Consider the following 21,512-nt stretch of genomic DNA (forward strand, 5'->3'; position numbering starts at 1 on the left):
GAACTATTATGACAAAAAACCATTCCGCGCGCAAGGGCGCGAATATTCAGGGCACAAGAAAAAGAAGACAACTCCTCGAAGCGGCGGGCAAGGCGTTCGCCAACGGAGGCTATGCGGGAACGACAATCCGCGACATCGCGGAAATCGCAAACGTACAGCCCAGTGCGCTCATCTACCACTTCGACAACAAGGAAAACCTCTTCCGCGCAACCCTCCGCTACCACATCATCGAAAACGCGAACCTCGAAAAAATCGGCGAAGAATTCGACAACATCGACGTCAACAATCCGCAGACTTTCTCGGACTCGCTCTACGCGGCGACAAAGCGCATAATCGGCGCGTTCCACGGCCCGCGCGGCAAAGTTCCGCATTTGCTAGGGCTCGTGATTGCAATGCTCACCGACGGCGACAAGGAAACGAGCAGAATGGTCATGAAGCTCGGCGCGGACGCAATGGAAAAGGCGTGCACGCTGCTCGCGAAAATCCGCCCCGAACTCACCGCAACCGACGTTTTCTGGTGGAGACACCTTTATTGGGGACAGATTTTCTATACGCTCTACGGCGAACCAATTTTGCTCGCCCGCATGTCGGAAAAGAAATACCCTCGCGAATTCCTCGACGCTCTCGCGCTGAGAATAACGACGGCATGCTGCACGTGGTTGCACCTGCCCGCCCCCAACGGCAGCGCGCCGTGGGAATTGGGCAAATCGGCGGAACAGTCCGAAGAATAACCCCGCAATTTCCGCTTTGCAAAGACGGACACCCCGCAAAGGGCGTCCGTTTTTTTTGCGAAACGGGCGCGGGCGGGCGGATACTAATAATATTCGATAGAAAAAGCTTGAATACGGCGGGCAAAACTTGAATAGTCCGCATTAGATTTTTTGACTTATTATGGCGAAAACTTCACCCAAACTTACGCGCTGCAAAATCAGACTCGGCAAAGACCTCAACTGGTGGGTTACCGAAACAAACGACAAAATCAACTGGGACATCGACGGACTCAGCGTCATCGACCCCCGACAGGCGGCGCATCTGCTCGACACCCTCGACGGACTCCGCGAATACGGGCTTGACGACTCGCTCGTGGAAAAGGCGTTCATTCCCTTCGCAATCGAATCGAAAACCGCCGACAACGACGTGAAAATAGTCCGCACCGACGACTCCGTTTTCGACGCCGACGAACAGCAGCTCTTCCTCCTGCCCGACATCCTCGACGACGAACGCTCGGCATACGCGGAATTTCTCGACCACATCACAAAGTTGCAGGTCAAAATGCTCAACGACACATTCCATTTCGAAAAGGACGTGGCGATTGAAGACCTCGAAGAGGAAATCCGCGAAAACTATTCCAACGACTACATGGAAGGGCGGGCAATCCACGTCTTCCACGAAGTTATGGACATTCTCGAATATGTCCCCGAAGGCTATTCGCTCGACGATGACGACGAAGAGGAAGACAAGGACGAAGAGGACAACTACGACATCGACGACCTCCCCGAAGAAGAGGAAAATATCGAAGAGGACGACACCATGCACTGGGACGACGACGACAACGCCGACGACGACTACATGAACAAGCCCTACGACGGCGACGATATCAATTTCCTCGACGACGACGAATAAACAACGCGCTCCCAACTTTTAGAGGCATTTGGGCGTCCCAATTCGGGACGCTTTTTTTGTGCCCGTGCATTCAAATTCAGCCGCAAAACGGCGCAAAGATGGGGCGCGAAAGCGTCGGCGGAGCGCAAAAATCGGTTGACAATTCATGCGGCGGGGAAACAATATTGGAATCCTTGAACAAGAAAGCCGCGGCGACACGGCACAGCGCCCCACCCCGCGAACACAATCCTGGCGCGCAAAACGCGAAAGGCGCGTTAATGGACAAAATCAGAATCCTCTACACTTCAATGAACGTACTCGCAACAATTTCCGCCGCGTCGGCATTCGTCTTTTTTTTCGCAATGGGAAAGCCCGAATGGGCGACGCCCGAAAGCGGCTGCCTTGAAATCACGCAGGCAGTCATTCTTACCGCAACGCTTGCGATTTTCATTGCCGCGCTCTGTCGAAAGGGAAGCAAAAACGAAAAATGGATTACCCTTTTCATGGCGGTGCTCTGCTACGCGTTCATTCTGCGCGAGGTCGATTTCGACAAAATGGGGCTGCCCGACGCCCTCGTTTTCATGCTCTACGGACACGGGAGAACGGCGGCGATAGTCGCGGGCTTCGCGGTCGCGCTGATAGGAGCGGCGCTCAGTTTCAAGACATACGTCAGGTCGTCGCTGCGCCTGCTGTTTTCAAAACGCGGATTCCTGCTTGCGGCGTCCTGCGCCATGCTCTGGACGGGCTACTTTTTCGAACACCATACAAAGCTCGAAACAAACGAACTTCTCGAAGAGTTTTTCGAACTGATAGGCTACATTCTGCTGCTAACGGAAGCCTACAAGACGGAGAGAATCGCCGAGGGCAAAGACACGCCGCAAAACGCATAGACGGCGAGCATGGTTCTTTCGCCCTGTGGGCCGATGAGGCGGCCGGCATACTGGCGACAATATGCCAAAAATCCACAGCGCAAACGCGCAAGCGAAGCCGACGAAGAATCTTCCACGGCGCGAATCGGCGGCATGCGGGCAAAAAAAAATCGGCGGAGCTTCGCGCTCCGCCGAAATGCGACCGGCTATTTTCTCCTGCGGCAAACCGCCAATCCGACGGCGATTGCCCCGAAGATTGCCGCCCATTCGGCGGGTTCGGGAATCGCCGTGGCGAAGTATTAGTTTTTGCCGTCTATCTCGGTTTTTCCGAATTTGAGCCTGTCGTCGCCCATTTTGTTGCCGTCGGAATCGATAAACGAAATCATCTGCGACTTTGACGCATGGGTTATCGTGATTGTACCGTCGGCAAAACCGTCGGACGTTACTATATTTTCGAGAAAATACACCGTGCCGTCGATATTTCCGTTAACTAGCGTTATGAAGCCTTCCTTTACCGTGTCAGGCAAGTAGCCGGTTGCGCCGTTTACGAACAGGGACGCGCCGTCCGTGATGGATAGGTTGAAGACGCCCTTGATATTGGAGCGGATGTCGAGGTCAATCGTCTGGTTGGCGGACATGTTCAGGTTGAATTGCCCGCGGGCGTCGTTGACAAAAAGGCGCACCAATTTTGTGTAGGAAGAGCTTGAAACGGAAATGGCGTTTGCCTTGTTCAAGTTTAAAGTCACAACTCCGAATTGCCCCGCAATTGCATCGGAAACAATTGTTCCGAGATACCCGCTATCGACATTTACCGTAAGATTTCCGGTGAAATTTGCCGTTTCCCCATAACTCGCCGAAAAACCGTTTTTCAAAGTCATGCCCGCCGTTGCGCCGTTTTGGAAGTTTATTACGGAAGTCCCTTTTGTGCCGAGCGCGTAATCGCCGCTTGCCACCTGTCCCGCCCCGCTAATGACAAGATTCTTGCTGTCCGTCGGAGTAAAGTTGAGGGTGATGTTTTCGAGAACCAAAGGGCCGTCGCTCGGATTCGTGGTTATACTGTCCACCGAACCGGTGTTTACGCCGTCCGTGCCTGTAAGGTAATAGCCTGTTATATACTGTTTGGGATTGGTATTGTACTTCCCGAACTGGCCTGCGGTTTCGGTAAAACGAAAGTCGTCCGCAAAAAGCGAAGCGACCGATAACGCCGAAAGCGTTGCGAATATTAGTTTTTTCGTATTCATGTGCATCTCCTTTTTTCAGAATGATAAATTTATAACAAGCGACAGTATAGTTGTCAACGAAAATCGCCAACATTTTTTAACATTATACAAAAATTTAAAAAACGAAATAAATCGAAATCGAATCGGTGCGCCAATTTGCGGCTTGCCGTCCGCATCGGGCGGGCGCGGCGGAAAATATTTGGATATTTCGAGCTTGCCATATTTCCGCGGCGCGCATATAGTGCAATGTTATGGAACGGTATTTGTCTTCAATTTTTGTTGCGTTTTTTATGCTATCCCTGCCTGTCTCTGCTTCAAACGCGTATTTTGCGGGTTCGTGCGACGGAGACGCTCTCGGCTACAAAATCGGCGAGAAAATGAAGTTCTCGCTCCGAATATTGGACGACAGGGGAAATGCCGTAAAAGGCCAAAAATTCAAATGGGTGCGGCGCGGCGACGACGGAATCACCGAATCCGGCACGGCGGTATCAGGCAAAGAACCCGTGGTAATAGAAACGTCAATCGGGGTTGCGGGATTTGTCAGAATCACGGCCACGCCCGTGGACAACAGCGGCAAAAGGGCGAAGAATTGCGACGCCTTCGACGGCGGCGCGTGCGCGGGGTTCGGCGAAATCCGGCAAACCACGCCAGAGCCCCGCGATTTCGACGGATTCTGGCGGCGTCAGCTTTCGTACCTCGACAAAGTTCCGCCGAAGTGCAAAAAAGAACCCGTATTTCTCGTCCCCGGATTCAAAACGTACATATTGACAATCGATTGCGTCGGCAAGCCCGCCAAGGCGTACCTTACGATTCCCGAAGGGGCAAAGGAAAAGTCGCTCCCTCTTTCCGTATTTTTCAGGGGATACGGAATCGGAAGAATTTACCCAAAATTTGACCGTTCCTGCATTTCGCTTTCTGTCGCCCGGCACAGCTACGATTTGGGACGCGACGACGACTATTACAAATCCCAATCTGTTCTTTTAAAAAACTTCGGTATGAAGGCGTCCGAAAACAAAAACCCCGAAAATTCCTATTTCAGGAACATGCTCTTGCGCGACCATCGGGCAATCGAAGTCGCAAAAAAACTTCCCGAATGGGACGGCAAAAACATCAAGGTTTCGGGCGGAAGCATGGGGGCGTTCCGTTCGATATTCGCCGCAATGCTCGACAAAGACATCACGCTTTGCGATGTGTTCATTCCATGGCTTTCGAATTTGAACGGCGAAGCGGAGGGGAAAATGAAGTCTATTTGCATGCCCGAATATGTCCCCGAACTTCTTTACTACGACATATCGAACGCAATCAAGCGCGTGGAATGCCCCGTAAAAATCTCGGCAAGACTTGGCGACTACGAATGTCCGCCCTCGGGGATTGCGATACTTTACCACAACACAAAGGGGCGCGTCGAGCTGAATTTTAGCCAAAACGGAACGCACGGATACACTTCGCCGTGGAAAGACAATCCCACTTATTCGAGGAGCAAATAGCGCGCGCCCGTTCCGTTATGAATAGGCATTTAAAGTTTTATTCGCGCGAAATCGGAACAGCTTTATCCCTGTTTTATTAGCATCGCGGCAGACGAAGAAAAGCCGCTCCGCGACGCCGGCGTTTCCGGACGCCGGAGCGGGCGTAATCGATAACAATCAGCGAGGGCGGCATTTCCCAAAGCGGCGCAGCCTGCCCACCGCTTCCTGCAAAATCTTCGCGCGGACGCAAAAAAACGGAATCTTGCGATTCCGTTTTTTGTGTAGATTCCCCGCGGAATCCTATTTCTGGAAGTATCCGCCGACCGCTTCGCCAGCGGGGCGAATGTCGGTAAGGGTGCCCTCGTAGTGGCGCAGGTTGCGGCACTCGTAGGGGTGCTTTGCGATTTCCTCTTCGTTGATGTCCAAGCCGAGACCGGGTTTGTCGGGAATGAACATTTCGCTGTTTTCGAAACGCACAACTTCGGTCGTGATGTCCTTGCGGTACGGAATGTCCGTCGCCATCGTTTCGAGCAGGTAGAAATTGGGCATGCAGGCCGCCAGCTGGAGTGTCGCCGCGTTCGCGACGGGGCCGCTCGGATTGTGCGGGCAAACCGCGATGTGGTGCGCTTCCGCCATTGCCGCAATCTTGCGGACTTCCGAAATGCCGCCCGCGTGGGAGACGTCGGGCTGCCAGAAGTCGGCGCATTCCATGCGGAGGAAGTCGAGGTATTCCCAGCGGCTGTAAAGTCTTTCGCCGCCCGAAACGGGGGTGTCGATTTTGCTGCGAACCCACGCGAGACCCTTTTTGTCGTCCGGCGGAATCGGCTCTTCGAACCAGAGAATGTCGAATTCTTTGAGGGCGTTGCCGATGCGGACAGCCGTCGGAATGTTGAAGCGTCCGTGCCCTTCGATGATGAGGTGCACTTGGTTGCCGACGGCGTCCTTAACCGCCGCGATGCAGTCGAGGGCTTCGTGGAGTTCCTTCGGGGCGATGTGCATGTATTCCTTGCCGAATGGGTCCCACTTCAAGCCGCTGAAACCGTTTTTGACGGCGATTTTCGCCATGGTCGCAAATTCTTCGGGCTTCTTTGCGCCCGCGAACCACGCGTTTGCGTAGCACTTGATGGAGTCGCGAACCTTGCCGCCCAGCAGCTGGTAGACGGGAACGCCCAGAGCCTTGCCCTTGATGTCCCACAACGCCATTTCGACGCCAGCGAGCGCGCTCATGAGCACCACGCCGCCGCGCCAATAGGCGTCGCGGTAGACCCTGTGCCAAAATTCCTCGATGTTGTTCGGATCCCTGCCGACGAGGTAGCGTTCGAGTTCCTTGATTGCCTGCACAACGGTCGGCTCTCTGTATTCGAGAGTCGCCTCGCCGACGCCGGTGATGCCTTCGTCGGTAAGAACCTTCACGAAAACCCAGTTCGTGCGGTATGCGTGGCAGATGAATGTTTTTATTCCTGTGACCTTCATTGTGTGTGTTATTTAGAATTGAAATTTAGAAAACGCGCCCCTTGACCGACGGCTCTTCGGTCTCGACGCCGAGCTTTTTGACCGCCGCCATGAACGGGCGCGGGTCTTCCGTGTTGCGGGCAAACAGCCCGTAGTGCATGGGAATTGCGAACTTGGGCCTCAGCTCTTCGACGACTTTCACGGCGTCCTCCCACGGCATGTTGCCGAGCTTGCCGTTTATGCAAATGCATACGATGTCGGGCGCGCCGCAGACTTTCTTGACGTCCGCCGACAGCGTGGGCTGGTAGAGGGAGTCGCCGCTGATGTAGAGCTTTTTGCCCGCGATTTCGAAAACGTAGCCGACCGCGAGGGGGTCGGAGTGGTATGCGGGAACGGCGGTGATTTTAAAGGTGTCGTCCTCGAAAACGTCGCCGATGTCGAGCTTGGTGAAGTTCGACTTGTTGTAGCCGTCCTTTTCGAAATGGTTGAGCGTGCTCGTGGGGCCCGCGAACTTGCAGTCGGGGCAGACGCCGATTATTTCGCGCACCGATTCGGGGTCGTAGTGGTCGGCGTGGTCGTGCGTAAAGCAGACCAAGTCGGGGCGAAGTTCCTCGTAGGGGACGGGGTTGGGCATCATGCGGTTCATCTGCACGTCTTTGCGCGAAACTTCGTAAAGCCTGTTCGACATGTAGGGGTCTACAACAATGCGTTTTCCGTCGGCTTCGAGAAGGAAGCCCGCCTGACACAGCCAAGTGATTTTAAGATTTCTCATAATTCAAATTCCTCTATTTTCAGTCTGCCCGCGGAGTTGAAATATTCAAGTTTAATCTTTCCGACCGACTGCGGAATTTCCGCGGAAATTCTCGCGCCGCGTTCGGGAGAAACCTCGACAGGCTCGCAAAGCGCGTTGCCGAGTTCGTCGAAAACGCCGATTTTCCCAGCCGCGAACGCGCCCGCCGACGCGGTCGCAAACGCCGCGCCTCCGCGCCTTTCAACGGAAAGTTTTTCAGTCAGCACGCCAAGCCCGAACAGCGATTTCACCGTTGCGCCGCGGGGAACCGCGCACGCGCGGAGCTTGTAGGAAAAACCGAAGCTTCCGCCCGCGCCGATTTTCGTAAGCGGCGAAAGCAGCTCTATTTCCATGTAGGGCGGATTCCCGACGGGGTCGTCAGCCGCCGTCCGAAGCACCCCGCGCGAGAAAATCGAGCCTCTGCCCGAAGTCCAAACCTGCACGTTTGTGCCCTGCGGGTAGCGCGCCGATTGCGGGAAGTCGCACGACGCCACGAACGCCGTTCCGTTTGCGGTATCGGTGCACGCAACCCAGCCCGCATTTGTGTTCGCGCCTATTTTGCCCATTATGTATTTGTATGAAACTTCGCAGTTTCCGCATTCGTCGATTCCGAACTGCGGGTTGTTCACAACGCCGTGCAACACACGGAATCCGTCGGGCGACGGGAATGTTATCGACGTATTCTCGTCGGCGCGAACCTGGACGACCGGCCAAATCGACCACTCGCCGCCCCCGCCCGAAACGTCCGTAAGCGACGCGTCGACATTCACCCCCGACTGTCCGTCGAGCAGCGATATTGTGCGGTCTATGCGCAGGCCCGTTTTGGGATCGTCGGGGCTGCGCGTCGAAATTTTCTCCGAATCCGCCGCCAGAAGCGAAAAATATCCGCCGTCGAGCACGGGATCGGGCGGGCCCGCCCATTGCCCTTTGCCGTCCCAGCCCTGCGGAGCGACCCAAACCTTCTCGCCGCCGAAGTTCCGCCAAACGCCGTCCCACGCGGGAGTCGGCTGATCGTTTTCGACGCCCGCAAGCGCGGGATTTTCGAAAAGCAGATTCCGTCCGCAGAGCGAAAACTCCGCAATGCGTCCGCCGAGACGCGGGGCGACGACGACCTTCAACGCCCCGCGCGACAATTCGACGGTTTCGGTGCTATGCCTCGACATTGGCATGGGCGACTTCGTAGTCGCGCTTATAGAAGAATTTGTAGCCTACAAACAGCAGGAAGCTTCCGAAGACCCAAACCGCCGCAAGAAGCGAAATGCCCAGCGACAGCCCCAGCACGGGCTTGAGCATGCCCAAGACCAGCGGCGAAAGCGAGCCTACGCCGAAGCCCAAAAAGAGCATTACGCCCGCCGCCGAAGCGTGGAACTTCGGGGGAATGACGTCGTAGAGCACGGGGTATGTGTTTGCGTCGAAGAAAGCGCGCGCGAAGCCGAAGCCCGCCAAGCCAAGATAGACCGTCCACATTTCGGAAGAGTAGCCCATCATCACGATGAACGGCGCGGCGGCGAGAAGCCCGCAGCTTTGCATCAAAATTCTGTACGCGGGCTTGAAGTGCGCAAGCTTGTCGGAAATTCTGCCCGCAAGGAGAATGCCAACGAACGCGGCAATGTGCGTGTAGAACATCGAGTTGAAGCCCGCGCGGGCCAAGTCCATACCGAACTTTTCGTGTAGGAATGTTGGCGTCCAAGTAAGGTAGCCCTGCAAAACGAAAATCAGGCAAGCGAACCCGATTGTGAGAATGAGGGCGGTCGGCGTCTTGAAAAGAATCGCCATGGAGTCGAGAAATTTGACTTCGTCCTTTTTCTTCTCGGCGGGAGCGGGTTCGGGCTTTTCGGAAACCTTGTCGTGCAGACGCCACATTACGAGCAGTCCGTGCAGAACGCCGACCGCACCGAAGATGTAGAACGCGCTCCGCCAGCCCCAACGCTCGCCAATCCAGCCGGCGAGAAGCCCGCTTACGATTACGCCGAAATAGTACGATGTCTGGTGGATGCTCATCGCCGTGCCGCGCGTGTCTTCGTCGTGGTAGTCGGCGATTGTCGAGTAGTTGGCGGGCCCGAAAGTCGCCTCGCCCATGCCCGTTGCGATACTGCGGAAGAGAATGAAAAGCAGAAGCCCGTGGCACGCGCCCGAGGCGATTGTCGCGCCGCTCCAAAGAATAATGCTGAACACAATAATCCGCTTGCGGCTGATTCTGTCGGCGACGAAGCCCGAAATCGGCACGAGCAGCGCGAAGACGAGGCTGAATAGCGTCGCGATAAGCCCCGCCTCGCCGTCGGTCAGTTTTAGGGTTTCTTTAATCGGCACGAGCAGCGTGTTGTAAATCTGCCTGTCCGCCTGATTGAGGAAGAACGCCACCCACAGCAGCGCGAGAACCTCCCATTTATACCATTTATGATGATTTTTACGAATTTCCATATATAGTGTGTTGCGATTTAAAATATTAACGCCTCCGCGCGGCGGCGGAAGCATCTAAGAAAAAAAATAAACCGCCGTTTGCGGTTTTTGTAAAGCATATAAAGCGTTTTCGGGCAAAAAAATCGGGAGTCGGCGCGATTTGTCCGGCTCCCGAAGTTTCCGCTATCGCGGGCGTTCGACGATTTCGAAGAACAACCCGACGTGTTCGGACGTGTCCAGCTCAATCTTCATGACGCCGTTTTCGATTTCGAAGGGGATTTTCTCCGCGCGCGCGCCGTTCATTTTCAGCCTGAAAAAGTCGAACTTTTTGGAGGCGTCGAGTTTCAGCTCGGCGGAAAGTTTCGCCGTCTGCACGAGAATCGGCGGCTTGCCCCACGCGTTGATTTTCCTGCGCGCGATCGACAAGCCCACCCCGCTCGTAACGGTGTCGGTCGCGAGCACAAGCACCATGCGCGACGACCCGCGAATCGGTTTTCCGTCAATCGAGACCACCGCCACCGACGCGTCCGCCCCGCAGGACTTCACGTTGAAGTCGCCGAGGTTCGCGCCCTCGCCCGCGTTGAGCACCGCCGCCTGACTCTTCGGCGTGGAGACCGTAAGCCTGCGCTTTTTGACGTCCATGAGGATTTCGCCGGTGTCGCTCTGGTAGATTTCGTTGGCGGGGTCGGAGATGTTATCCGCGGGAAGGATTCCGCGCTTTTTGAAGTCGCCGACAATGTCGGCGGTTTTGAAGTCCGCGCCGATTGTCTTGCCGACCTCCGCAAAGTTCATGGCGACCTCGACCGCCGACGCCCCCACGGGCGACATCGCCATGTCGGGCGACTTTACCTCGACCGCCTTCGTCTCTTCGAGCTTGCGGCCGTCGGGGAAAGACAGCGCAAAGCCCGTCATCAGCGAAATCCTCGACTGCTGGTCGTTTACCGCGTACGCCACGTTCGGGCTTTTTTCGAAGAACTCCCTTCCGTAGACGACGTCTATTCTGTGCGGGGAACGCTTTACGTCGCCGCGCTTGAAGAGGAAGTTCGTGAGGAAGTCGTTGGCGCGGAACACGGGGTTTACGCCGATTCCGAAAAACGAGAGCCTTCGCGGGGCGAACGCTACGGGGCTGTCGAACGCAACGAGCGCGTTGTAGCCCTGCAAGGCGGAGTACGCGGGGAAGAGCACGCCCGCCTCGTGCGCGTATTTGTTGAAGTAGCAGTGCTGGTACTCCGTGACGGCGATGGGCATTCCAGAAACGCGCTTGACGACCGTCCCGCGCCAGTATCCGCCCGCGTTGCCTATCGAGCTGTTCTGGTTCACGTCCGCGCCGAGCGAGTACGACGACGGGTGCGCGTGGTAGGTGTTTACCGCCGTGTAGCTGCCGCCCTCGGAGCTAAGGTATGTCCAGAAGACGTTTTTTAGGCAGTTGTTCTGGTGCGTGGGAATTTTCATGCCGATTTCCCCGCGCACGACATTCTCGCAAAACGCCTGCATTTCCTCCATCGCGCCGATTAGGAACTGCGTGAAAACCGGATTCCCCGACCTGTTCGGATACGGCGAGACATCGACCTGTTCGAACTTGTCGAACGCGCCGTTGTATGTCCACGGCTTGCCGATTCCGTCGCAATATGCGAGAAATTCGGAAACGCTCTTGAAGCGTTTTGAGAGGTATTCCGCGAATTTCGCGTTGACGAGCTTTCTGCCTTCTTCGGTAATCGCGTTGTAGACTGCGATTCCGAGCTCAAACTCGTTCCAGTACTCGATTGCCGCAATCGACGGGTCGTCCTTCCACGCCTTGCCCGTGTAGGGGTTGACGTGTTCGAGCTGCATTTTGGCGAGCTTGCGCCACGCCTCGCGCACGGCGGGGTCGCCCAGCATCATCTTGACCTTCACGGTAAAGCGGTCGTTCCATGTGAACGACGGGTCGCCGGTGTCGTGGCTGCAAATGTAGAAGAACGAGTAAATGCCCTCGCGGCCGAGCGCGTGGAGGAAGTAGTCGTACAAATCGCGGTTGAGGGGCTTGAGCTTGTAGGGGGCTTCGAACTCGCCCTTGCCCTTCATCGCAAAACGCCAGCGGATTGCGTTGTAGCCCTGCTTTTTCAGCTCCGCAACGTACTTGTCGATTTCCTCGTGCGTATTGATGTTCCAGCCGAAGCCGCAAATCAGCTCGAAGAAGTTCGCGCTCTTGAAGCGGATTTCCTCGTCGGGTCTGTCCTCGAAAACGAAGCCGCCGTTTTTGCCGATTTTCACCCTGCCGTACTTCCCCGCGGGCGCGCCCCGCGCGACGGATTCCGACATGTCGAGAGCCGAGCCTTTCTCGATTGCAAAGGTGTCGATGTCGAGCGGCTTCCAAACGGCGGGGTCGAATTTCAGGTTTTCGGTCGTGTTGACCTCGCGCGACGACACCGTCGCCGCGACGATTTCCCAGTGCGCGCTCCGCAGAAGCTCGAAGTTCACCGACGCGATGTCGGCAAGTCCGTCGCCGCCGACGAGGTCGAAGCGGCTCATGTATAGCACGCCGGTTTTCGATTTTTTGTCGTTGACGAAAACGGGGAGCGCGTTGTCGAACACAGCGGGGTTTTCGGTAGCCCGCCAGATGTCGGTCTTGCAGGCGACGAGCAGCTTTTTGTCGCGCCCGTCGGCGAATTTTACGGTAATTCTGCCGAGGTTTCCGTTGGCGTCGCCGCCCGCCGTGTGCAGAACGTAGAGGTATTTTCCGCGCGGAAGCGCGCCCGAAAAGTCCACTTTCGCCGAATCGCCCTTGCGGGTGATGACAACCGCCGACGCCCCCTCGTTGCGGTCGGCGTTCAGAATTTTGAATTTCATGCCGCCGTAGACGCGCCCGAGTTTGGGGGCTTTAAGTTTTGAGAACGCGGGCAGAACACCGTCGCCCGCGCCCTCCTTGAAGTCGGAGTTCGCCGCTTTCGACAAATCGACGCAGAATGAGTCTTCCCAGCCGTCGCCGCAAGACACCCGCGCGGAAAATTCCGTGCGCACGCCCTTGACGAGCCTTATTTTGTGCGAAATGCGCTTCGAGCGCGTAGTCTCCGCGCACATTCCGCCACCGCTTTCGACGGGGTTCGGCACTATCGCCACCCTGCCCGTCGGCTTCCAGCCGCCAAGACCGTCCTTGAAGTCGAAGCCCGCCGCGCCTTTGATGTCTGTAAAATAGACCGCCAGCGGCTTTTTGCCCTCGCCCGCGCGGAGTTCCAGCACGGCGTCGCCGTCGGCTTCGGGCACAAGCGCGAATTTCATTTCGCGGAACTTGTTTGAGGACGCCTCGCGAGCGAAGACTTTTACGCCCGCTCCGCCCGACACTTTGCAGTTCGTGCCCTCTGCGTCGATTTTAACGGGGACTGCCGTGCGCAGCACGGCCTCCGCAGGAATTTTTTTCGCGGGGATTTTCGTCTGCGAAAAAAGCGCGGATACCGTTGCCAGTATCCACGCCGTTGAAATTGCAGCATATCTTAACATAAACTATTCCGAAACGATTTCGAAGAACACCGCCGTGTGCTTTGCCGTGTCGAGTTCCAACTTCATCACGCCGTCGGCGGAGACTTCGCAGGGGATTTTTTCGACGCGTTCGCCGTTCATTTTCAGCGAATACACCGCGTACTTTTTGTTCGGCGCAAGCTTCAATTCGGCGGAAAGTTTGCCGGTTTCGATAAGCACGGGCATGCCGCCCCAAGCCGTTACGAACAGCCTGTTTTTCGACACGCCGAAGCCCTTCATGACGGCGTCGGTGTTGTATGTGAGAACGAGCCTGCCCGATTCGGCAATCGGCTTGTCGTCAACCGCCGAGACCGCGATTGCCGCGTTCGCCGTGGACGATTTCACCGTGAGCCTGCCTAACTTTTCGTTTTTGAGCGTCGAGCGCATTACGATAGCCTCCGACTTCGGGCTTACGACTTTCATCATGTTCTCCTTCGAGCGCATTGTGATTTCGCCCGTGTCGCTCTGGTAGACGCCGTTTGCGGGGTCGGAGATGTTGTCGGCGGGGAGTATTCCCTTTGCCTTCAATTCCTTTGCGAATTCGGCGATGTTGAATTTGCCGTCGGGCGAAATCGACATCGTGGCGGGCTTTACCGACACTTTTTTAAGCTCGTCGATTTTCCTCGCCGTCGGGAAGTTGAGGGCAAAGCCCGTCATGAGCGCGATTTTCGTGCGGTCGGCGGCGGCTGGCATTCCGATTGCCTGACTCTTTTCCATCGCCTCCTTGTCGAAGAGAATGTCTACGCGGTTCGGCGAAGTTTTGACGTCGCCGCGGTAGAAGAGGAAGAAGTTGATGAAGTCGTTTGCGCGGAATACTGGGTTTTCGGCGACGTTGAAGTAGCCCAGCTCTCCGCCGCGCGGGGCTACCGCCGCGTCGAATACCACGAGCCCGTCGTAGTCGTTTAGAGCCGAGTACGCGGGGAATGTCAGCGCCGCCTCGTGCTTGAAGCGGTTGAAGTGGCAGTGCTGGTATTCGGTGATTGTCATGGGCATTCCCGCAACTTTTCGGTTGATTGTGGAACGCCAGAAGTTGGTTTCGTCGGCGAATTCGCTGGTGTCGTTGACTATGCCGCCGATGAGGTAGGACGACGGGTGAACGAAGTATGTGTTGCACGCAATGTAGCTGCCTCCCTCCGCGCCGATGAACGACCAGTACAGACGCTTGTTGCAGTTGTTCTGGTGGGTGGGAACTTTCATGCCGATTTCCTTGCGGACGAAGTTTTCCCAAAACGCCTGCGTTTCCTCCATCGCCTTGATTACGAAGTGCGCGTACGCCTTTGAGCCGCGGTTGCCCCAGACGGAGAGGTCGGCGTCGGCGAAGGTTTTAAGAGGCTTTTTCTGTTTCCACGCGGGGTTGTCGGCGAGGAACTTTTCGACCGTTCCGTATTTTCCCTTCAAAAACTCCGCGAACTTCGAGGCTATCAACGCCTTGCCCTCGGCCGTGAGGTTGGGGTAGTTTTCCGCGCCGATTTCAAACTCGTTCCAGTATTCGAGCGTCGCCACTACGGGGTCGTCTTTGAGAGCCATGCCCGTGTAGGGGTTGACGTGTTCGAGCTGCATGCGGGCAAGCTTCTTCCAGTTGTCGCGCACTTTTTCGTCGCCGAGCATCATTTTGACTTTCAGCGTTCCGCGTTCGTCCCAGCGGAATTCGGGACTGCCGTCGTCGTTGCTGCAAAGGTAGTAGAAAATATAGACGCCCTCGCGTTTGAGCGCGTAGATATAGTAGTCGTACATATCCTGAATTTCGGGCTTGAGCCGGTAGGGGGCGTCGTATTCCGCCGCTCCGCGCATTGCGGGACGCCAGCGCACGGCGTTGTAGCCCTGCTTTTTGAGGATTTTCACGTATTCGTCGATGTCCTCGTGCGTGCGCACAAGCTCGCCCGTCACGCGCGGAGCCGACGGGTCTACAACCTCGTTTTTCACGGGGAAGCGGTTTGCAAGGCGCAGGTTTGTGCCCTTGAATTTAATCGGCACTCCCGGCTTCTTTTCGAACTCGAACTTGCCGCTCTTGCCGATTACCACCCTGCCGTCTATTCCGCACGGCGCGCCGAACATCATTTTGGAGACATCGAGAGCCGAGCCCTCCTTGATTGCGAGGTCGGCGGTGTCGAGGGGCTTCCAGACTTCGGGGTCGAAAACGTAGTTTTGGGTTGTCTGCACTTCCTCCGAGGAAACCGCCACGCCCGCGATTTTCCAATCGCCCTTGCCAAAGCTTTTGAATCCGATTTTCGAAATCGGGGCGGGGTCTTTGCCGGGAACCGCCCCATAGTTTACGATGAAGCGCGACAGGTACAAAACGCCCGTCTTGCTCTTTTCGTTTTCCACATAGACGGGAAGCGCGTTGTCGAGCACGTCGGCGGATTCGTCCGCGCCGCCGATGTCGCGGCCGCCCTTAACCCAAACGGTGCGCTTGCGGCCGTCGGCAAAAACAATCTCCATTTCGCCGCCGAAAACCTTGCCCTTGGGCTGGTTTTCGAACGCGTGGAGAAGGAAGACGTAGTTCGCGTTTCGGTTGACGTATTTGGAAACGTCCACTTCGGGCACGTTCTTTTCGTTGCTTGCCGAAATTACCCAGTTGCCGCCGTGCTTCGACGGATCGGCGACGATGAACCCCATTCCGCCAAGCTCCATGCCTCCCGACTTGAAGTTTTTGACCGACGCCATCTTTCCGTTGACCGCCTCCGAGATGTCGGCAACCTGCGTATTTTCCCCGTCGCAACCCGCCGCAAAAAGCGCGAGAATCGACGCCGATAGTAGTAGTAGTTTTTTCATTCCCATATATATTGTGGTTATTGTGTGTTGTTGAATATTATTCGGCGACGATTTCGAAGAAGGGCGAGAACTCCTTGAGCTTCGACGTGTCGATTTCTATTTTCAGCATGCCGTCCGACTCTTCGAGCGGGATTTTTTCGAGGCGTTCGCCCGTGATTTTAAGCGCGTAAAGCGAGAATTTTTTGCCCGCGCCGAAAAGCGAAGCCACGTCGTCGAAGAATCCCAAGCTCGGCTTTTCGAGCGTAGCCGACACTTTGCCGACCTGCATGAGAATAGGCGTCGTGCCTTTCGAGATGAACGTCGTTTCGTCGCGCGAAACTTTGAAGTTCGTAGAGATGTTGTTGGTGTTGAAAATGAACACAATTCTCCCCGACTCCGCAAGCGGGTTGCCGTCAACCGACGACGCCGCAACCGCCGCGGGAACCGAAACCGACTTCACCGTAAGCTCGCCCACCTTCTCGTTTTTCGTGGCGGGCTTGAGCGCGACAGCCTCGGTATTTGCGGTCGCAACTTTCACAAGCTCCTCTTTCACGCGCATCGTGATTTCGCCGGTGTCGCTCTGGAAGACGCCCTTTGCGGGGTCTGTCGCGTTGTCGGCGGGAAGTATGCCTGCCTCGCGCAGGCGTTTTGCGGCTTGGGAAATGTCGAACTTTTTGTCGCCCGCGCCAGTTCCCGCGACGTTCGACGCAGCCCACGACGCCGAAGAGCCAATCGGCTCGAACTGCAAGTCGGCGGGCTTCGTTTTGATTTTCGCGGCGGCGGGCGATTTGCGGGCGGTCGGGAACTCGATTCCGAAGCCCGTAAGCAGCGCGAGTTTCGACTGCTCCGTGTTCATGGCGTTGCCGACTTCGCGCGAGTTTTCAAGGTATTTGTCGTCGTAGACAATGTCCACGCGGCGGTCGGAAGTTTTGACGTCGCCCCTGAAAAACAGCACGGAGGTCAAAAATTCGTTTGCGCGGAACACGGGGCTGCCCGCCACTTCGAAAGGTCCGAGCGCGCCGCGCGATTTAAGAACCGCAACATCGTGGACTGTGAGGTTGTCGAAGCCCTGCAACGCCGAGTACGACGGGAACAGCACGCCGCCCTCGTGTTTGTAGGGATTCCAGTGGCAGTGCTGCCATTCCGAAAGCATCATGGGCCTTCCCGCCACGCGCTTCGCGGCGGCGGCTCTGAAATATTCGCCGAAGTCGGACACAGACGACTCCGAGCCCACTACCGAGCCCTCCGACATGAACGCGCTGGGGTGTTTGTGGTAGACGTTGAGCGCGGTGTAATCGCCCGCCTCCGCGCTTAGCAGCGCAAACGATGTTGCCCTCACGCAGTTGTGCTGGTGGAGCGGAACGTTGAAGCCCTCCTCGCCGCGCACGACGCCCTCGCAGAAGCGTTGGAGGTCGCGCCCGTTTTCGATTATGAACAGGGCGATGTCGCGCTGTGAAATGCCTTCGTCGGATATTTTCACGTCGTCGAAGCTTTTGAGGTTGCGGCGGGCTTTCCATTCGGGCTCGTTCCAGTTTTCGAAAGTCTTGTACTTGTTTTTGAGGAACTCCACGAACTTTGCGTTTACAAACTTCTTCACGCGCGGCGACGCGTTGCGAAGCCCGACGGGGCCAAGCTCGATTTCGTTGAAATACTCGGTGGAGACAATGGAGGGGTCGTCCTTCCACTTTTTGCCTGTGTATTTGTTGACGAGGTTAAGCTCCCACTTGACGAACTTGCGCCAGTCGGCGCGGGTTTTTTCGTCGCCGAAGAACATGAGAATTTTCACGTCGAACCTGTCGGCCCAATTGAAGTCGGGGTTGCCGAGGTCGTGGCTCGAAAGGTTGAAGTGCGAGTACACGCCCTCGCGCGCCATGGCGTAGAAGAAGTAGTCGTACATGTCCTTGTTGTACTCCCTGAGAGTGTACGGCGCGGAGAATTCCTTGTTGCCGCGCATGGAAATGCGCCAGCGAACGAGGTTGTAGCCCTGCCTGCGCATCATTTTTGCAAGCTCGTCGATGTCGGCGTGCGTCTTGATTGTCGTGCCGAAGCCGTCGCCGGGACGCCAGTTCGTGCCCTGAAACTTCACGGGAACTCCCGCGCGGTTTTCAAATTCGAAACGCCCGTTTTCGGAGACTCTCATTTTGCCGAAGCTGCCCGCGGGCGCGCTTTCAACCTGCTTGGAGAGGTCGAGAGCCGTGCCCTCTTTCACCGCCAAGTCGGAGATGTCCACGGGCTTCCACTGGCTCAAATCGTACTGTTTGGGAACGATTGTATCGAGGCTTTCGCTCGAAACCGTAATCGCGAAAACGTTGAGCTTTTCGCCGTCGATTCTTATGCTTTTGATTGCTCCGGCGTTTTCCTTAAACACGAATTTTGTGAAGTAAAGCACTCCGCCGTTCTTGCCCCCCCCGAAAACGGGAATGCACTTGGAGTTAAATTTTGTAGTGCCGGCGGAGTCGCCGAAATCCCTGTCTTTGCGAATCCAGAAATGCTCCGACCCGCCGTTTTCGAAAGAAACGAGCATGCTTGCGCAGGCGTGGTCGGTATACTTCAAGTCGTTCGAGACCGCGCCCAAAACGTAGACGTATTTGCCGCGAATACCTTTGCCCGACAAATCGGCTTTCAGCGGCGTCGATACAGAAACAGCCGCCGCGCGGTTGACGCCCGACTTCGGGAAATCGTACTTCATTCCGCCAAGCTCTACAACTCCCTCGGGGAGGTTTTTATACGCCGAAATGCCGCCCTTCGAGCCGTCGGCCGGAATGTTTGCGCATTCGGAAATGTCGACCGTGTACGTGCCGTCCCACTTGGCGGGGACTTTCGCCTCTACCGACACCGACACCGGCACGCCTTTTTTCACACTGATTTTGGCGGGTATGCCGCGCGCGTATGTAGCCTCATGCCCGCTTTGCCCCGCAAGCTCGGCTTCGGGCTTGCCGTCGAATGCGAGGTTTCTGAACAGAGTGCGGTTTGAGAGCACCGCGCCGTTTTTGTCGCGCGCAAAATTGCTGCGCAGAAGAATGTTGAGCGTTGCGTCGGAATCGGGCACAACGGTGAAGCCCATTTTACTCCATTCGGAGTCCGACACTTTTTTTGTGGCGGTTATCGTTTTCGGGGCGTCGCTGCGCCAGTTTGCGTGGCCCGCGCCCGTGCCTTTTATCTTGGCGACGACCTTTACGTCGGCGTCCGACCACGAGAAGATTTCCGCAACGTGCGATTTTACCGCGTCCGCCGCAAACAATGAAGCCGCCGCGAGTGTTGACAATAGTATTATAGGTGTTTTTCCAAACATAGTAATCCGTGTGTGTGTTAAAGGGTTTGACGTTAACCGATTTCCGCCGCGCATGCAAACATTTTTTCCCGCGCTCCCCGCCGATTCTTTCTTTCCGTGAAAATTGTGTTGCGCGAAGCGATTTTGATGTTTTCATTGTCTTCCGATTTTTAAAATTTATGAACGGAGTAAAAAGACCTGTAATATTAGTAATTAGGGACGGCTGGGGCGAAAACCACGACTCCTCCCTCGACAAATACAATGCGGTAAAACTGGCGGACGCGCCGTTTTGCAAAATGCTCTCGAAAAAATGGCCGCGCACCGAAATTTCGGCTTGCGGGCTTGAAGTCGGTCTCCCCGAAGGAATCATGGGCAACAGCGAAGTCGGACACCAGAACATCGGCGCGGGCAGAATCGTTGACCAGGAAATCGTAAGAATCGACAAGGGCTTCCAGACTGGCTCGGTGCTCGAAAGCCCCGTACTCAACGAAGTCTTCAAGAAGCTCGACAACGGCGGCGCGCTCCACCTCTTCGGGCTTTGCTCAGACGCCGGCGTGCACTCGATGCTCCGCCACCTCTACGCGCTCCTTAAAATCTGCGCCGACAAAAAGTACGACAAGGTTTTCCTCCACGCTTTCACCGACGGACGCGACACCCCGCCCACGAGCGGACTCGGATTTATCCGCGAAGTCGAAGGCAAGATGAAGGAATACGGCGTCGGACAGGTTGCGTCGGTAATCGGCAGATTCTGGGCGATGGACAGAGACAAACGCTGGGACAGAGTCGAAAAAGCCTACGACTGCCTCGTCGGGACAAAGGCCGAAGCCGCGGTCTCCAACGCCGAAGACGCGTTCAAAAACTACTACGAAAAACCCGCCGCCGACAACATGCAGGGCGACGAATTCATCGTCCCCACTTGGATTGAAAAGGACGGAAAGCCCATCGGCAGAATCGCCGACGGCGACGCCGTCATATTCTTCAACTTCCGCGGCGACCGCCCGCGCGAGCTTACAAGCGCGTTCATCGACAAAGGCTTCGACGGCTTCGACCGCTCGAAAACACCGCAGGTCTTCTTTGTTACAATGACCGAATACAAGGTCGGCCTCTGCCCCAACGTGCTCTTCCCCAAGCCGCCCAAAATGGTCAACATTCTCGGCGACTACGTTTCCTCGAAGGGTCTGGCACAGCTGCGCTGCGCCGAAACCGAAAAGTTCGCGCATGTAACGTTCTTCTTCAACGACTACCGCGAAGAACCTTTCAAGGGCGAAGACCGCATTCTCATCGACTCGCCCCGCGACGTGCAGACTTACGACCAAAAGCCCGAAATGAGCGCGCCCGCAGTAGCCGACGCGGTCGTCAAGGCGATTCGCGAAAATAAATACGCGCTTATCGTCGTAAACTTCGCAAACGGCGACATGGTCGGGCACACCGGCAACCTCAAAGCCGCCGTCAAAGCGGTCGAAACCGTCGACAAATGCGTGGAAAAAATCGCGCGCGCGGCCGACGAATTCGGAGCGGCTCTCGTCGTCACAGCCGACCACGGCAACAGCGACCAGCTCTTCGAACCCGCCATCAACGAAGCGCATACCCGCCACACGATGAACCCCGTGGAAGTTGTAATCTACGGCAAGGGTCTCGAAGGCCTGCTCATGCGCAAAAGCGGCACGCTCGGCGACATCGCCCCGACCGTACTCCAACTCATGGGTCTCAAAAAACCCGAAGAAATGACAGGTCAATCCCTAATTACCCAATAGCAGGCTGCAGGCTGCACGGGGCGCGAGGCAGGCTGCAGCCTGCACGGCGACAGAGGGGGCTGCCGCCCCCAAAAGGCGGTTTTCGCTACCACGAAAACTCCCGCCTGTCCCCCCGCTCAAACGCAAGGTGCGCCTCCCTACGGAGCTTCGCTCCTTTCTGTGATTATGCGGCGCGGCTATAACCGCGTCTTTTCCCGTTTAGTTCGTATTGGCTTCGCCAATTACTGGCGTGGGGAAACAGTTTAGCTTCGCAAGAAACGAGTTTAAATAGACGCGCTTTGCGCGGATAAAATCAAAAGCGGAAATTCCAAGTTTCGGAATTTCCGCTTTTTTGTAAACTTTACTTTCCTCCCAACGCACTCTAAAAATCTTCGTGCGCCAGCACTCTAATTTTAGGGGCGTCAAAATGCCGTTCAGGCGGTGGCTTTCTGTAATTTTAGGGGCG

General features: G+C 56.2%; 14 protein-coding genes. 6 read left to right on the forward strand and 8 right to left on the reverse strand.

What is annotated here, in order from left to right; genetic code table 11:
* The first annotated feature begins 8 nt into the window (after window positions 1-8).
* The 4 genes from P3B99_002875 to P3B99_002890 all read left to right on the forward strand — a co-directional run bounded on the left by P3B99_002875 (window position 9) and on the right by P3B99_002890 (window position 2,774).
* Window positions 9-731, forward strand: a complete 723-nt coding sequence (locus tag P3B99_002875; GenBank protein WYJ08069.1) for a TetR/AcrR family transcriptional regulator — start codon at window positions 9-11, stop codon at window positions 729-731.
* Window positions 732-891: 160 nt separating this feature from the next.
* The gene (locus P3B99_002880) at window positions 892-1,623 is read left to right on the forward strand and encodes a hypothetical protein (protein WYJ08070.1); all 732 of its coding nucleotides are present in this window, start codon (window positions 892-894) and stop codon (window positions 1,621-1,623) included.
* A 257-nt stretch (window positions 1,624-1,880) separates the two neighbouring features.
* Window positions 1,881-2,492 (forward strand): hypothetical protein, encoded by a 612-nt coding sequence (locus P3B99_002885; GenBank protein WYJ08071.1) that lies wholly within the window; start codon window positions 1,881-1,883, stop codon window positions 2,490-2,492.
* A 33-nt stretch (window positions 2,493-2,525) separates the two neighbouring features.
* Window positions 2,526-2,774, forward strand: coding sequence for a hypothetical protein (locus P3B99_002890; GenBank protein WYJ08072.1), 249 nt, complete (start codon window positions 2,526-2,528; stop codon window positions 2,772-2,774).
* Here the strand turns inward: P3B99_002890 and P3B99_002895 are convergent.
* The gene (locus P3B99_002895; GenBank protein WYJ08073.1) at window positions 2,771-3,712 is read right to left on the reverse strand and encodes a hypothetical protein; all 942 of its coding nucleotides are present in this window, start codon (window positions 3,710-3,712) and stop codon (window positions 2,771-2,773) included. The genes P3B99_002890 and P3B99_002895 overlap by 4 nt on opposite strands.
* A 269-nt stretch (window positions 3,713-3,981) precedes the next feature.
* Here P3B99_002895 and P3B99_002900 point away from each other — a divergent pair, with 269 nt between their 5' ends.
* Window positions 3,982-5,178, forward strand: coding sequence for an acetylxylan esterase (locus P3B99_002900; protein WYJ08074.1), 1,197 nt, complete (start codon window positions 3,982-3,984; stop codon window positions 5,176-5,178).
* Window positions 5,179-5,457: 279 nt separating this feature from the next.
* Here the strand turns inward: P3B99_002900 and dgoD are convergent, their stop codons facing one another.
* The 7 genes from dgoD to P3B99_002935 all read right to left on the reverse strand — a co-directional run bounded on the left by dgoD (window position 5,458) and on the right by P3B99_002935 (window position 19,334).
* Window positions 5,458-6,630: a galactonate dehydratase gene (gene dgoD, locus P3B99_002905; GenBank protein WYJ08075.1), complete on the reverse strand. Its 1,173-nt coding sequence runs from the start codon at window positions 6,628-6,630 to the stop codon at window positions 5,458-5,460.
* 25 nt (window positions 6,631-6,655) lie between these two features.
* Complete coding sequence (locus tag P3B99_002910) at window positions 6,656-7,381, reverse strand: MBL fold metallo-hydrolase (protein ID WYJ08076.1); 726 nt, start codon at window positions 7,379-7,381, stop codon at window positions 6,656-6,658.
* Window positions 7,378-8,562, reverse strand: a complete 1,185-nt coding sequence (locus tag P3B99_002915) for a DUF4380 domain-containing protein (protein ID WYJ08077.1) — start codon at window positions 8,560-8,562, stop codon at window positions 7,378-7,380. The genes P3B99_002910 and P3B99_002915 overlap by 4 nt, the downstream gene beginning before the upstream one ends.
* A complete protein-coding gene (locus tag P3B99_002920) occupies window positions 8,549-9,820 on the reverse strand; it encodes an MFS transporter (protein WYJ08078.1) in 1,272 nt (423 codons plus the stop codon). Before P3B99_002920 ends, P3B99_002915 begins: the two co-directional genes overlap by 14 nt.
* 162 nt (window positions 9,821-9,982) lie before the next feature.
* Window positions 9,983-13,273, reverse strand: coding sequence for a hypothetical protein (locus tag P3B99_002925; GenBank protein ID WYJ08079.1), 3,291 nt, complete (start codon window positions 13,271-13,273; stop codon window positions 9,983-9,985).
* A 3-nt stretch (window positions 13,274-13,276) separates the two neighbouring features.
* Complete coding sequence (locus P3B99_002930; protein WYJ08080.1) at window positions 13,277-16,063, reverse strand: hypothetical protein; 2,787 nt, start codon at window positions 16,061-16,063, stop codon at window positions 13,277-13,279.
* 37 nt (window positions 16,064-16,100) lie between these two features.
* A complete protein-coding gene (locus P3B99_002935; GenBank protein WYJ08081.1) occupies window positions 16,101-19,334 on the reverse strand; it encodes a hypothetical protein in 3,234 nt (1,077 codons plus the stop codon).
* Between the two features lie 158 nt (window positions 19,335-19,492).
* On the opposite strand from P3B99_002935, the gene gpmI reads away from it, so the two are divergent.
* Complete coding sequence (gene gpmI, locus P3B99_002940) at window positions 19,493-21,067, forward strand: 2,3-bisphosphoglycerate-independent phosphoglycerate mutase (GenBank protein WYJ08082.1); 1,575 nt, start codon at window positions 19,493-19,495, stop codon at window positions 21,065-21,067.
* The last annotated feature ends 445 nt before the right edge of the window (window positions 21,068-21,512 follow it).

This window comes from Opitutia bacterium KCR 482 (assembly GCA_029269845.2).
GTDB lineage: Bacteria > Verrucomicrobiota > Verrucomicrobiia > Opitutales > Intestinicryptomonadaceae > Merdousia.